This window comes from Dyadobacter sp. 32, assembly GCF_902506755.1.
Taxonomy (GTDB): Bacteria; Bacteroidota; Bacteroidia; order Cytophagales; family Spirosomataceae; genus Dyadobacter.
Map to the genome: position 1 here is coordinate 2,723,594 of NZ_LR735258.1, position 15,163 is coordinate 2,738,756.

A 15,163-nucleotide genomic window follows, 5' to 3' on the forward strand; every position below is an offset into this window, starting at 1 on the left:
TCTCAAAAAAATTAATCTCTTTCAGATTGATGAATGTTGTTAATTTACAACGGATCAAAATGAATATTGTTTTTATTCACATTAAGCTTTCGTTAATATAAACAAGAAACGGATAGCTGCCTATCAGGCAAGCTATCCGTTTCATCTTTCGGGAAAGCAGCCTCTACACGTCTACACGTGCGTATTTTGCATTTTTCTCAATAAAATCACGTCTTGGGGCAACCTCATCACCCATTAACATCGAGAACAAATGGTCGGCCTCTGCCGCAGATTCTATAGAAACCTGTTTAAGGCTTCTTCCATCTGGATTCATGGTCGTTTCCCAAAGCTGCTCGGCATTCATTTCTCCAAGACCTTTATATCGTTGAACATTTACAGAATCTTCCTTGCCATTTCCTACCTCACGTATCGCTATTTCTCTTTGCTCTTCCGTCCAGCAATACCGCTCTTCACGTCCTTTTTTCACCAGATACAGCGGTGGCTGGGCTATGTAAATATAACCATGATCAATCAAAATCTTCATATAACGGAAGAAGAATGTCAGGATCAACGTTCTGATGTGGCTACCATCTATATCGGCATCCGTCATGATCACGATTTTATGGTAGCGCAGCTTGTCTATGTTCAAGGCCCTTTCGTCTCCATCCTTACCGATCTGAACACCCATGGCCGTAAACATATTCTTGATCTCTTCGTTTTCGTAGATCCGATATTCCTGGGCCTTTTCGACATTCAGAATTTTACCTCTTAAAGGCAAAATGGCCTGAAAGGCACGATTTCTTCCTTGCTTGGCTGTACCACCCGCCGAATCCCCTTCGACCAGGTACAATTCGCAAACGGCAGGGTCTGTTTCCGAGCAATCCGACAGTTTCCCAGGGAGGCCTGTCCCCGTAAGGATGTTCTTGCGCTGTACCATTTCGCGCGCCTTTTTAGCCGCAATACGCGCCTTGGCAGCCAAAATTACCTTATCGATAATGACTCTGGCCTCTTTTGGGTGTTCGGCAAGATAGGTGTCGAGCATTTCGGCAACGATCTGGCTCACCACACTTACCACCTCTGAATTACCTAATTTCGTTTTGGTTTGACCTTCAAACTGAGGTTCAGCCACTTTAACGGAAATAACAGCCGTAAGACCTTCGCGAAAATCGTCCCCACTAATTTCAATTTTCTCCTTGGCCAGCACACCGGATTTCTCCGCGTAATTCTTCAAGGTTCGTGTCAACGCAGCTCTAAAACCCTGTACATGCGTGCCTCCCTCAATGGTGTTGATGTTATTCACATACGAAAATACATTTTCCCCATACGAGGTGTTATACATCATCGCTATCTCCACAGGGACCGAACCTTTGGTATTTTCCATATAAATCGGTTCGGGAATAAGCGCTGTCCTGGTACCTTCCAGGTACAACACAAACTCATTCAACCCGATTTCCGAGAAAAACTCCTCACCTCTGAACACGCCATTTTCATCCTCCTCACGCTTATCCTCCAGTGTGATGCGGATCCCCTTATTCAGGAACGACAGTTCGCGCAACCTTGTGGCTACGGTCTCGTACTTATACTCGGTAACAGTGAAAATCGTTGCGTCCGGCTTGAAATGGATAAAAGTCCCCGTCTTTTCGGATTCACCAATCACACGTACAGGATACAAAGGTTTGCCCTCGCTATACTCCTGTTCAAAAATTTTACCTTCGCGATGAATTTCCACGCGAAGATGAATGGACAGCGCATTTACGCAGGAGACCCCTACACCATGCAAACCACCGGAAACTTTGTAGGTGTCTTTATCAAATTTACCACCCGCATGAAGTACTGTGAGCACAACCTCCAGAGCGGATTTTTTTTCCTTTGCCATAAGGCCCGTTGGGATACCACGGCCATTGTCCTGAACAGTAATTGAATTATTCTTTTCTATTGTAACATTGATGGTGTCGCAGTAACCGGCCATCGCCTCATCAATAGAGTTATCTACAACCTCCCAAATCAAATGATGGACTCCTTTAAAACCAGTATCACCAATATACATTGCCGGACGCTTACGAACGGCCTCTAACCCTTCAAGAACCTGGATATTATCAGCTGAATAATTACTTACTTCACTCTCTGTTGTGTTTGCCATATAGTTTGTTTTACTCTTAGATAAAAAGAGCCCTCAAAAGGGCTTTTTAAACATGTAAAGTTATAAATTTTCTACGTCCCAACCTACCTGAAAGGTCAATAATGCTATGCATTTTATAAAGCTTTTGAGGTTGGCAGCACGCAGCGAATAGGGATGACGCCGATTTTATATAAATTCCCAGAAACTGGATTTCATCATGCCCAATACCGGGCATCGTGTAGGTAAAAGGTGATTTTGAAAAAACAAAAACAATTACCTGCAAGTCATAATTCTGCCGTAGCAACAGCGCGCGTGTTTGCCATTTTTAATTCCCTTTGATGTTGATCACACTGGTAGTCCAGAAGAATTTATCTCCATTCAGCAAACCTATCCTGTATTCTCCCGGTGGCAGGTTTTCCGTCATAAACATGGTCGTGAAGCCCGGCCGGTCCGCCTGCTGCGACGTAAGTAAAGTCCACAAACTTGTACGCAGATTAGCCGTTGGAACCCAATATCCTTTTTCTGTAGCGTTTACCAGGTATAGGTACGATTTCCCGGCTATTTCGTCATTCGAAATAATCAGATTCTCTCTGGGAAATGTCCCGGAAGCATCCTTCTCTTCGATCATAGTGCGGGATATGGACAACCTGACGTTCCTATCAGAACGTTCACCCCCGGCCGGAGCAGCCAGTACCCTCGGACCAAGCTCACAGATACCCTTGGCCACAGCTTCTGTGTATGGTTCCCGTATGTTCTCATTAAATCTCCGGGCGTAGTATAAAAACGTATGATGGTTGCGCCAGTTTTCGGTATCCGCTATAAGCCATTGTTGCCGAAAACTCACCTCATTATTATAGATAAAATAACTCATTCCGTTGAACAACAATGCAGCGCCAATGGTCAGCGTGGCAAATATCTTTCGGGCAGATCCGGTAAAAATGATAAGTAGCACGATGTAAACCCAACACGCTACAAATGAAGAATAGTGCTGATATCTTGGGCTAATTACATTCTCAATACCACTCCAGCTTCGTGAGATGCTTATCAACGCTGCGGTGATCCCCAGAAAAAACACATTACCCAAAAGCAACTTATCAAAAAACAGCAGCCCCCGCTGACCTCGAAAGTGGGAAACAAGTTTTGGTAGAAGATAATAACCCAAAACAACTACAAAAAAAAGACCGAACAAAGCCGAATAATTCGGATTGAAAAATTTGATCGCGGCAAGCGATCCGAACAGTGCAAAGAAAGACATTACCAGCCGAACCGGATCTGAAAGACTTTCGCGAAAATCAGCATTTTGCCCTTTGGTAAAACCCCAGAAATACACCGTTGCAACCAGTACCAATGCGATAGTCCATCGCGTTACACCCTTCCAGTTACGGTCAAGGGACAGAAAAATGATTCCAATGACGAAACTGAAAATTCCATTGCCATGTGTAAAAGTTGCCACAATTGCCACCAGCAAAGCCCAGCCAAATATCTTCTTTGAAAGCAAATAGCAAAGCAGACCAAACCAAAAAATGATCACTGACTGCTGAAGTATGCTAATGGCCCAGGTCACATTATCGTGGTACTGTGGATGTAATAAAATAAACGGCACCGGCAGAAACATCCACAGGGGAAGCCCCTTACTTTGAAACCCCTTCCAAAAAAACCAGAGAACGGCGACCCATAATACATTACCCAGAATAATTAATGTGCGCCAGTGAATAGAGCCCTCTATTTTATAATCCAACCATGTGATCAGCCTTGGAACGATGATGCGGTGCTCATTGTGTTGCTGGATCAGCAACCTAAACTTCTCCACCGGACTATCCACGTCCTGCATCCAAAGAACTGTTTTAAGCAAATGAAAGTCATCGGCCCGAAAGAGCGTTCCGGAATACTGGAAAGAATAAACAAGATATATAAAGACGGGTATTAATAAAATTATAGTTAAAGCAACTGACTTCCCTGATTTCGACATGCCTGGTAATTGTACTTTGGTGGCTGACCCTTCAAATGGATTAGCATTATTGTTCAAAAAACAAATTTACAAATGATTCTTATCTCACCTCAATATTTCGCTCCAGCGGTTAACTTTGCCTTACCTTTAAACAAAAATAGCGGGCAAAACCCGCTATTCTGATCACTAAGGATTTGTTTTACTCTCGCGCTATCTATTTCTCCAAAGGATGTGCCTTCAAAAGCTGTGTAGGCGAATAAAATCCTTCATGCGACTTACTGGCTGCCCTCACCATTTTCACCTTATCGGCACTTACAGCAGGCGCCTGGTTACCGAATGAATTCCGAATATATGTTAATACGGCCGCCACTTCGTTGTCATTGAGCATCCCGGCAAAGGGGGTCATAGGAACCTGTCCCGGGTATTTTTTACCATCCACCTCAATTGGCCCAAGGAGGCCATTCAAGACAACCTTAATTAGTCGTTCTTCGCTTCCTGTAACCCATTTGGTATTGGTGAGTGGAGGAAAACCCGATGATGTCAATCCCTTACCGTCGGGCTGATGGCAAGTGGTGCAATAACCTTCCTTCATGTAAATCTCTTTACCCAGATTGAAAAGCTCCAGTTCCTTACCTTTCAAAACCGACTTCGTCACCGCTTCCTTTTCCTTTTTAACCGGCAACCCACTGATATGGGCAACTGCAGCATCGTATGCATTGATCATCCAATCGTCCAAAGGTTTCTTCTTCGCTTCTGCCAGAATTGGCAACCCTTTCTCCTTCGGCAACCAGGATGCGGCAGTAATTGCAACCAGGCGAACCCGGCTGTTTTCATCCTGAACAGCCTGCATAAGCAGATTGGCCTGATCGGCTACCTGATGCCCAGTGTAGCGAACCACCTCCACCGCAGCCGCTCTCACATGGTAGTCTTTCGCTTTCAGTAATTGCCTTAAAAGTTTTTGATCCACTTTGTTGAGTCCCCAGGTTACCCACAGTCCCTCCAGTAAATGATGCTCGTACCTGGGGTCGTTTTTGTCCAGTCCGGCAGTCCACTTGGTTACTTTTGCCAAAACCTCCTTCACATCACGTCCACGTAGTTCGCGACGCGTTCTGTAACGAGTACGGTACTCAGGTAATTTAAGGTTATCCAGAAGCACATCAATGCTTGCACCTGCCACTTTTGCAGGAACTACGAGAGGTCTTGAGGGATAGGTAATCCTGTACACCCTTCCGTGCGAGTGATCGCGCAAGGGATCACGGGCATTATGCTGCATGTGGCCGATCAGAATGTTGTGCCAGTCGATTACGTACAAGGATCCGTCCGGAGCAAATTCAAGATCAACAGGGCGGAAATTCCGGTCTTCACTTACGACCAGATCCTTACGCCATTTACTTTTGTATCCCGTTCCGTCATCAGTAAGTGTGTGATCCTTGGTCCCCAAAAATCCAATGGTATTATTGATTAAAAAATCGCCCTGCATTTCTTCCGGGAAATGCCTGCTGTACACAAATTCAAGACCGGATGTAGGACGAACGAGATGTTCTTTTTCGATTAACTGGAACGACTTGTGTGTGGCTTCACCATATCTTGGCAAAACAGTTCCCGGTAACATCCAGCGCACATCAGGACTTGAGGTTTCGGCAAAGAAGGGCTGGCCCCACTCGTCAAATGCAATTCCCCAGGGATTAGGAATTGATAGCTGGGCAGTACGTTCCAGCTTTCTGAGCTGCGGCGAGTACCTGTAAAAACCCCCATTGGTGGCTCTTACAGGGCCATAAGAAGTTTCGACATTGGTATGCAAAAACACGCCTTCTCCAGAGTAAATTGCACCCGACGGATCCACGGTGTAAGCATGACTGTTGTGATGCGTATCATGATCATCAAAACCGCTCAATAAAATTTCCCTTGAGTCGGCTTTGTCGTCGCCATTGGTATCTTTGAGCAGGATAAAATTGGTCCCGGCAGACAGGTAAACACCCTCAGGGGCTAGTTCAAATCCGATAGGAATATGTAAATGATCGGCAAAAACAGTCTGCTTGTCGGCTTTATTATCGCCATCTGTATCTTCCAGAATGATAATTTTATCATTGGGCTTAGGGTCTCCGGCTTTCCAATGTGGATAGGTGGGCATGGTTGCAACCCATAATCTCCCTTTATTATCAAACGACATTTGCATAGGCTTGGCAAGGTCAGGAAACTGCTCTTCCGAAGCAAAAAGCTCTATTTTAAAACCATTGGCCGCTTTAAGTTTGCCTAGCGCATCCTGGCCGTATAAATAAGTGAGACTTCCGTTTTTTTCAGGGTTGAAATTGGTTTTTACCTGTGGCAGTGGTTTGGTATTCTTGTCGGCGGCAGCGAGGTCAAATTTTTCACCTTTGGAGGCAGCCAGCCAAATGGCTTTATCCCGGATATCGGTCATCTGACGGATTTTCTCAATTTCAGCTGGGTAATTATCCTGCCCGAACGGATTATACCTCCGACCATACACGTGCACACCGTTTGGGATTTTGTAATCATTGTGCCACATCCAGTTTTTCTCCATGACGGCATCGTGTATGAGAGCTCTTCTCGATTCTGCCAACGCCTCTGCTTTACCAAAAATGTTATCGGTCAGCAATAAAGCCAGCCTTTTATAACCTGCTTCATTTAGCTGAGACCCATCTATTGTTAAATCCTCTTTCGTCGACTCATACCATTTTTTTGAAGGCGTAAATGCGTCTACAAAAAGCACCTTGTTTTTTTCCGCAACCTCTTTCATGCCCTGCGTGTACAGTGCAATATTTTCATTTTCCTTTTTTCCATTCGGCAAATCAAACTTACCCGACAAATCCTCAAAGGCAATCGGTGACACAATAGCCAGCTGCGGGGCACTGGTGCCGTTGTATTTCTGACTCAGTGTATATTTGATAAAAGCATCCAGTTCGGCTTTGTAATTTTCGAGCCCAGCTTTGCCCTGGAACGATTCATTATAGCCAAAAAAAGCAATAATTACATCCGTTTTGAGTCGGGTGAGCCACTGGTCCGGCGAATCGAAATGCCCCTCACTATTAGAATTCTTGGCATATTCCGTTTGAAATTTTTCAGCTCCCGGAAATGCCCAGGGCAGGTTTCTGCTGGCATGTGGACGAAAACCAGGCGTATCGCCACCATCACACATATTCCGAATAAACAGAGAACTCTGAGGGTAACGAACCTGCATTTCGGTCTCGAACAGACCATAATGCATCATGCGGGATCCCAGGTTATTGCCGATTAGGGCAATGTGGGAATTGTTTTCAACTTTCAAAGTGGCTGGCGGAATAAACTGTAAAGCGCTGAAACCGGCGACTAGTATTCCGACTACGATAAAGAATCCTTTAATTTTCATTATGATGGGTTTAGTAAATTATCTTTGATTGCTTCCTGAAAATAGCTCTACTCCCGATAGGGCACTTGAATATCCATTTTGCCCTTCCATTTTTTCGGTATTTTTTTACCCAATTCCCAGTGAATGGCATTAATCACCAGTCGCTGAAAGGACTCCACACGAAAATCCTCGGGGTGTCCCAGGGTTGTCATGAAAACTTTACCTCCAAATGAATTTTTACCTGTCCAGGCTACGGGATTCTCAATGGCAGCCTTATCAGGATCTACCGATTTACCCATCAACAACCACTCCGAGCCTTTAACTGGATAATCGGGCAGTACCCGATACAACCAGGACCGCGCATGAAATGACCGGGCCACGCCTGTCAGGATCGGGTTTTTAGCTGCCCCGGGAATAATTGTCACATCCGTACTGCTTTTGTGTCCGTAATGCGTGTGAGCCGCTTTGCCACCCCAGCCGGGAGGTGAGTTGAGCGCAAATTCGCCAAATGCATTCCATTTTTCACTCTCGTGGCCCTTAGGGAAATTAAATGCATGGGTAGTCGTGCGGAAGCCCATCACCGGCTTGCCCGTTTTGAGATAGGCTTCGATATGTGCCAGCTGATCTGCTGGCAGTTGCCTCCACCTCAGATAGAACACGGCGAGGTCAGCGTCTTTGAGGATTTCCAATCCAGGAATATTCTTTTCGGAGTTGTGATCAGGCGCCGCCTTCAGCACCACTGTCCTCATCCCGTAATTCTTTTCCAGTTCGGCAGCGATGATTGGCAAGGTTTGCTCACCACTATACTCATGGTCTCCAGTAACAAAGACAACCAGAGGTTTTTTAGAATTTTCAGATTGCGCATATGCATAGGGAAGACCCGCAATGCAAATGATTAAAATCGATAGGAAACAGCTGTAGCAGAATCTTTTTAACATAATTGGATAACTTGAATTGGTTGGTTCATTCAGGAACTGGATAACGAAACAGGACAGAATGCTCGCTGGTATTTAAAAAAGATCAAATCCCTCCTGATGTGTCAATAACTACAAGCAACTTTCGTACAAAAACTCCTCTATCAGGACTATTAAATCCAACTTATCCCTTACTTCCTCCCGGTATATTACGAAAATACGGTGGAATGAAACGGAACACGATGTAAGTACTGTTTTAACTCAATCAATAAAACCGCAGACCGACGGTCAGTGCAATCCTTGACAAATCCTCAAAATTATCCTTGGTGAGCTTTATCGTTTCCTTATTAATATCTGTCATTTTATACAAGGTACCAAACAGACAGGCAGCGCCAAGACTCAGAGAAGCACGAGGACTTATTTTGTAGTCGAATCCCACGTTAGCCCCCCACCCCATTGACCTCCCGGTCAGCGAGAAATTTTTACCAGCCTCCTGGCCCTTGTTGGAAAAGCCCTGGTAACCAACAGAAAATCCTGTGTAAACTGCTCCATTACCTGAACTTAAAACCCTGCGATGCGAAACCTGGGGCCCGATATATTTGATACGCACCGCATCATTCCGACTATCATCCTGCATAGTGGCGGCGCTTCCGTAGAGATCAGTCACCAGGCCAAGGTTTACATTTTCCCAAAAAAAGTAGCCAGCACTGGCACCGATCGAATAGCCGGATTTCAACTCTTTCAAATACTTCGTAACACCCGGACTGAATTTGTTTCCTGTTTTAAAGAGGCGGTTGGCATAACCACCTCTGAAACCAAATTGCCATTTAGGCTGAATAGAAACCGAGTCCTGATTAACCACCCTTTTAATCGGCTGGGAACTCCCTTCTGAACCAACATTGACCGAGTCGGGCTTTTCCGGTTTCGCCTCTGCTTCCACATTCGTGGCTGATACAATCTCCCCGAATTTCTCCGGAATAGCCAATACAGATTCAGCAGGTTGTGCAGGGTTAACCTGATCGATAGCGTTGGCTTTGTTTTCTTCGCGTAGAATCGAAATGCCTCCTTTGGATACGGGCTCAGCCGCTTGTTTGGCAGCTGATTTATAAAAACCTACAATGACGGATTTGAACAAATTCCTTGGCAACTCGCGCGTGACCAACTCCCCGCCATCTTTATAAAAGAATGAAACATACTTCAGATTTTGAGTCATGACGGTACAGTTCAGAGAATCACCCTCAATAGAAACAATCAAATCCTGGGCTTTTAACACGAAGCCATTTAAAATGAACAGGAAAAGTAAAAGAGAGAAAGATTTGTTCATTTCAACCGAATAATGCTCAGCATGTTCGCGACTGTATCAACTTATAACCAGTGTCAAAGATAACAAGAGAATTGACAACCTTAGCAAGAACCAGCCATACTCCAACAAACCTCAAGCCAAGTTTTTGTTTTATCAATAAAATTCCCTAAAAAAAATCGGGATGGCAGTCTGCCATCCCGATTTTGCAAAACTGATAATGATCTATCAGAAGTTAACAGCCTTACCTGTATCCCACCATAGACGAGTAGCAATATCATCTTTTGCTCCTGCACCCATTTTAGTCACCGCGTCTGTAACAGCAGCGGTATTACCAGTTCTTTCTCCATTTATAAATGGCATTCTTTTGATCCATTCATTCGCCGGAATAACACCCCAATCTGCATTGCTGTCATTTTTAGCCACAGTCGGTATTTTAGGATACCCCGTTCTCCTGAAATCTACCCAAGCTTCCAACGTATTGGTGAAAGTATTCAGGTACTTTTGAGTAATGATCTTCTCTAGCTTCATTTCATTCGAGTCGGTCTCATTCCAGGCCACAGTGACAGTAGAAGAGGACGTAAAATTATTACGGGCATCAATAGGGTCGACATAGTTAATTGGCTTGCTTGTTTTGTCAAGAAGATATGCATCCACACCGCCTGCACCCCAATCTGCAAAAGATAATTTAATACCTTCCTCATAATTTGCCTTAGGATCGCCTGCTCCTGCCCAGCCTCTAAGCCCTGCTTCTGCTTTAAGAAAAGCTACCTCAGCTGCAGTGAAATTCCTTCTGGTCTGAACCGTCTGGAAACTTTCGTTCACTTTTGAGAAAGGCACGTGATCCGCTTTGGCCTTAATGTAAGCACCGTTCCGAACACCTTTATAAGGCATCGTGGGGTGATCCGCATACAATGCTGCACTGGAAGACGCCATAGGAGCGAAGTATTTAGAAATCCGTCCATCGTTCAAGCCAATCAAAAACGATTCCATTACGGCTCCCATACGGGTATCATCCCACTCATAGCAAATTTGAGCCACGGGAATTTTATTTCCATTCAAGGAATTGACAAAGTTATCGGCATTGGTGGTGATCAACCCAGCAGGATCGCTCAAAGCTTTTTCTCCCTGAGTTTTCGCCTGAGCCGGATCCACTTTTGAAATGCGCATAGCCAATCTCAGACGCAAAGAATTTACCACTTTTTGCCATTGAGGAATACTACCACCATATAATGTCGGGTCAAATTTCTTAAACCCTGTGTAAGTTTTATTGGCTGCAAAATCCGTTTGAATAGAATCAAGCTGCTTAAAGAAAAGCGGATACAGATCCGACTCTTTGTCATAAAGAATCGAATTGGCGGTTGTACCGTACTGAGAATAGATAACCGGGCCATGTACCGCAGTTAATTTAGACATGGACAAAACGCGTATCAACTTAGCCCATGTAGCAAACAATGGCAAATTGTTGTCTTTAGCAAGCTGCACCACTTGTTTTGCCGGCGACATGATGCTACCATATTGCCTGCCCCAAAATGAGTTCCAGCGAATATAATAAGTGGTATTATTCACATTACCTACAAAGTCGGTAGGGGTACCCATGTAACCCATCCAGTTGTCGGCACATAGATCCTCTTCGATCTGGTGACCGTTAAGATTGAAGATCATGTTAGAAAAAGGAGAGCCTACGAGATTAAAATCCTGCTTTAATAGCTCATCCGAAATTTGATTTGGATTCTGGTTTGTTTCTACAAAGTTTTCGGTACACGCCAGAAACGCAATCGATGATACCAATGCAATAAGTATTCGTTTCATGTTAATATTTTTAAAGTTTTAGAATGTAAACTTCAGGTTTAAACCATAAGATCTAGTAGATGGCAGGCCAAACACGTCGGTCGACTGCATAGCATTGTTGGTGGTCATTGCCTGTTCTGGATCGAAAGGTGCCTTTTTGTAGAAGAAGAACAAGTTCCTGCCCACAAAGGACACGGAGGCATCTTTAAACACCGGGTTTGCACTTTTCGTTTTGAAAGTATAGCCCAAAACAAACTGTCCTAATCTCACGTTAGTTCTTGAGAACACGTAAGGTTCCATGATCTTGTTCCGGTCACCAATGGCTGAGTAGTAGGTATATGGATCTATGGACGTAACCGCTGTTCCCTCAGGGGTCACTGCATTGATAGCAATACTTCCTGCATCCCTTGCCGCAGCTGTTCTTTCACTCACGCCGTAAGAATCCAGGAATGCCTCTGTTTTAGAGAAAGCAACACCACCGAATTTACCGTTAACCAGCACGCTGGCGAAGAAATTGCGATAGTTGAAATTGTTGCTCCATCCCAACAGGAGTTTTGGATTTACGTTACCCACCTTTTCCTGAGTGGCTGCTTTGGTAGTTACACCATTTTTGTCCAGAATAATCTGACCGGCAGCGTTTCTCGCAAATTTGAAAATGTATACATCATTGAAGGATCCGCCAGCTTTAATGATTGATGCAAAACCCTCATCGTCACCACCTACCTGATAGTTAGGATTGGACGCGATCAATTCTACAATTTTGTTTTTGTTTTGCGAAGCATTTAATGAGGTATTCCAGCTGAAATGATCTGTACGGAAAGGTTCCGCATTTAGGGTGAACTCAAATCCACTGTTTTCGATCCTTCCCGCATTCACAAAATAAGTAGTAAAGCCTGACCCTGAAGGTGCCGCAAGTGATAGAAACTGGTTGGTACTTATACCATTGTAATAGGTAAAATCAGCACCCAGGCGTCCTTTGAAGAACTTGGCTTCAAGTCCATACTCATTGGCAACGATTTTTTCAGGTTTCAGGTTGGTAAAAGGAACTTGTGTGTTTCTGTTGATACCACCTATGCCTGTAGGTCCACCCGCACCGCCGATACTATTCCAGGGATTCACAACATTGTAGGGTACTTCATTTGCGGTTTGCGAAAACGAAGCCCTCACTTTAAGGAAAGAAATAACCTGAGGTAAATCAAGCATCTGGCTGATGACCGCAGAACCTCCAATTGAAGGATAGAAGTAAGACTGGTTACCAGTAAGGGCCAGAGTAGAAGCCCAGTCATTACGTCCTGCCAGATCCAGGAACAAAAAGTCCTTAAATCCAAGAGATACGTTAGCAAATGCGCCTTGCTTGATTGTTTTGTTAATCGATTGATTGAACACAACATTGTACGGCATGTTCGCAAAAGTAAACAAGTTAGGATATTGCAGAGCGACTGTACCATTGCCTACACTCATTCCATCACTGTAAATGTTTTTCTGATAGCTAAGACCCGCCAGCGCGTTCAGGCTAAAATCGCCTAAAGTTTTATTATAACTCAAAATACCATCAGCGTAGATGGCCTGATCATTGTATTTGGTGTAAGACCAGGTACCGTTCGGGCTAACGCTTACAGAGTTTCCTCCTGCAGCATATCGCTTGTCATCCAGAACATTGTTATAATCGATGTTCGCTCTTACGTCAAATTTAAGGTTCTCCACAATATCATAAGAGAGTTTCACATTGGCAATCAGACGCTTGTAAGTTTGCAGTTTCGAGTTCTTGTTTATTTCCCAATAAGGGTTATTCTGCTTCTCTTCTGTCGAATACCAGTTCATTTTGTCCATATTCCTATCAACGTTCAGCACAGAATATTTTTCTTTGAAGCTGTTGAAATCGCGATCCCTTCCGAACAAGTACAAACCGGTAAGCGGGTTGTTGTAATAACCAGCACCTGGACGGTTTTTAGATGTTTCGGCAGATAAAATTACACCAGAACTAATAGTAATCTTGTCATTCAAAAGCTTGGTGCTTTGTCTGAACGAAAAGTTATTCTTCGTGTAGGTGTTGGTTGGCAGTACCCCTGTCGAAGCAACGTTTGCATAGGAAAAATAAACACTTGTTTTGTTGTTGCCGCCAGTAATTGCTACCGAGTTGTTATACGTTGCACCCGCCTGGAAGAAATCTTCAATATACCCCTTCTGGTAATTGTCGGATTTTACAACCGCGGTTCCTTTAGGGGTCCAGCTGTAATCTCCGCCGACGGTTCCGTAGCGATACTGAAATTCGGGAAGACCGGACACCTGCTCAATAACAGCACTTGAGTTGACGTCAACAGACACCTTACCTTCTTTACCTTTTTTGGTGGTGACCAGGATTACCCCATTGGCACCCTGACTACCGTAAAGAATTGAAGCATTTGCCCCTCTCAATACACTGATACTTTCGATATCATTGGGGTTAATAGCAGAAAGACCATCTCCACCATCCGTACCACCATAAGAGCCTGGTTGCCCACGCTTGTTGTTCACCATAGGAATACCATCGATCACATAAAGCGCTTCACTGGAGCCTTGCAACGATTTATTTCCTCTGAGGACGGCCCGGGTAGAGCCACCTGCACCTGAACTACTCACTTTAATATCAATACCCGCTGCCTTGCCATTAAGTGCATCCACAAAGTTGGTGTTAGCAGCACGCCGCAACTCTTCGCCACCAATCTGTTGCGTTGCGTAAGTCAGGGCTTTTTTGTCTCTCTGAATACCAAGAGCCGTTACGACTACTTCACCCAACTGGTTCACATCTTCAACAAGTACCACGTCGATGGTCCTTTGACTGCCCACCGCAACCTCTTTGGTCAAATATCCGATCGTGGAAACAACCAACACCGCATTTTCATTCGGTACGTTGATGCTGAAGACACCATCTGCTGTGGTGCTTGTACCCACGTTAGACCCTTTCACCAGAATATTAGCCCCGGGAATAGGAACGCCTTTGCCATCCTTTACAGTACCTGATACCTCTTGTGCTGCTTTGCGTATTTTTACTGCGCCGGATTTCTCTCTGTCACTACTGACCAAAATTGTGCTGCCACCATTGTTGGCGTAGATCGGCGGCACAACGAAGGCCCCTGCCAAAAGCAAGGGGATAAGCCTCCAGCCCTTATTACTCAGGCTTTGGAATGATGCTTGTAATTGTTTTTTCATACTTGTAATTGAATTTAGGTTTAATTAGGTAAAATAATTAAAAAGTGAAACATAACGGCAATGCTGCTTCAGCTCAAACCCGCCTGTATTTGACTTTGCCCACTTCGAAATCAGCAGATGAGACGATCCTGTTGCCAGTGAGTAGCCAATTCTGCTACATTTCACAGACGACGTGCACAACGGATTGTTCCTTTGCGTTAGACTTTCAAGCTTTTTCAAATACGAGGTAACATCCCAAAACAGATTCAAAGGCATTGCCAGATCCTGATCAGGTTATTTCGGATGTTTTAACGTGTTACAAAATTGGGTTTTTGCTATTTTTTCTGAAATTTAATTATTTTTAATAATACAGTCCAAATATTTCATATTATTTAATATGCAAAGCATTAAATAACGCGATAGAACCCTATTTCAGTTAAAAAAATGGCCGTATGGTTTTAAGGCAAAATATTAGTCCGGACATTCACTACCGTATCCTACCAATTATAAATTGGCATTCGTTCTCGAACACGCATTATACTTCGGAATCACCTTCTACTTTAACCCGCTGCGATGAGCGCATCAGATCAACTTAAAA

General features: G+C 44.2%; 7 protein-coding genes. All 7 read right to left on the bottom strand.

Annotation, left to right across the window (positions count from 1 at the left end; genetic code table 11):
* Positions 1-163: 163 nt before the first annotated feature.
* A complete protein-coding gene (gyrB, locus tag DYADSP32_RS11015) occupies positions 164-2,119 on the bottom strand; it encodes a DNA topoisomerase (ATP-hydrolyzing) subunit B (RefSeq protein ID WP_149242684.1) in 1,956 nt (651 codons plus the stop codon).
* Positions 2,120-2,423: 304 nt separating this feature from the next.
* The gene (locus DYADSP32_RS11020; RefSeq protein WP_149242683.1) at positions 2,424-4,124 is read right to left on the bottom strand and encodes a hypothetical protein; all 1,701 of its coding nucleotides are present in this window, start codon (positions 4,122-4,124) and stop codon (positions 2,424-2,426) included.
* A 136-nt stretch (positions 4,125-4,260) separates the two neighbouring features.
* Positions 4,261-7,413, bottom strand: a complete 3,153-nt coding sequence (locus DYADSP32_RS11025; RefSeq protein ID WP_149242682.1) for a PVC-type heme-binding CxxCH protein — start codon at positions 7,411-7,413, stop codon at positions 4,261-4,263.
* Positions 7,414-7,460: 47 nt separating this feature from the next.
* The gene (locus tag DYADSP32_RS11030; RefSeq protein WP_149242681.1) at positions 7,461-8,330 is read right to left on the bottom strand and encodes a ThuA domain-containing protein; all 870 of its coding nucleotides are present in this window, start codon (positions 8,328-8,330) and stop codon (positions 7,461-7,463) included.
* Between the two features lie 241 nt (positions 8,331-8,571).
* Positions 8,572-9,630 (bottom strand): outer membrane beta-barrel protein, encoded by a 1,059-nt coding sequence (locus tag DYADSP32_RS11035; protein WP_149242680.1) that lies wholly within the window; start codon positions 9,628-9,630, stop codon positions 8,572-8,574.
* Positions 9,631-9,834: 204 nt separating this feature from the next.
* Positions 9,835-11,418 (bottom strand): SusD/RagB family nutrient-binding outer membrane lipoprotein, encoded by a 1,584-nt coding sequence (locus DYADSP32_RS11040; protein ID WP_149242679.1) that lies wholly within the window; start codon positions 11,416-11,418, stop codon positions 9,835-9,837.
* 18 nt (positions 11,419-11,436) lie between these two features.
* Entirely contained in the window at positions 11,437-14,586 is a 3,150-nt protein-coding gene (locus DYADSP32_RS11045) for a SusC/RagA family TonB-linked outer membrane protein (protein WP_149242678.1), read from the bottom strand.
* Positions 14,587-15,163 lie beyond the last annotated feature (577 nt).